Raw genomic sequence first — 519 nt, 5'->3', positions numbered from 1 at the left:
CCGCATCCGCGTCGGCCGCGGCATTGGCTCGGGCAAGGGCAAGACCGCTGGCCGCGGCCAGAAGGGTCAGAAGAGCCGCGAAGGCGTCTCGATCGCCGGCTTCGAGGGTGGCCAGATGCCGCTCCACATGCGTCTGCCGAAGCGCGGCTTCAACAACATCTTCGCCAAGGATTATGCCGAGGTGAACCTGGGCGCGATCCAGAAGGCGGTCGATGCGGGCAAGCTGACCGGCAGCGATGTCGATCATGCGGCGCTCAAGGCGGCCGGCCTGGCGCGCGGCGGCAAGAACGGCGTGCGCGTGCTGGCCAAGGGCGAGCTCAAGGCCAAGCTGAACTTCACCGTCGCCGGCGTTTCCGCCGCGGCGCGCGAGGCGATCGAGAAGGCCGGCGGTTCGGTGACGGTCCCCGAGATCGTGCCGGCGGCCGAAAAGGCCAAGGCCAAGAAGGGCACCGCCAAGGCCGCCAAGTAAGTCTTTCCTGTCCCGTCGCTTTTATCGCGGCGGGACGGAAAAACGCTCGG

Annotated in this window: 1 protein-coding gene; it reads left to right on the top strand. The window is 68.0% G+C overall.

The window, feature by feature from the left end:
* The coding region (rplO, locus tag BGN95_RS06830) for a 50S ribosomal protein L15 (RefSeq protein WP_286772059.1) at nucleotides 1–469 on the top strand (469 nt) is incomplete at its 5' end.
* Nucleotides 470–519: the final 50 nt, after the last annotated feature.

This window comes from Sphingomonas sp. 66-10, assembly GCF_001897045.1.
GTDB classification, from domain to species: domain Bacteria; phylum Pseudomonadota; class Alphaproteobacteria; order Sphingomonadales; family Sphingomonadaceae; genus Sphingomonas; species Sphingomonas lycopersici.
This window is presented reverse-complemented; position numbering and strand designations above follow the sequence as displayed.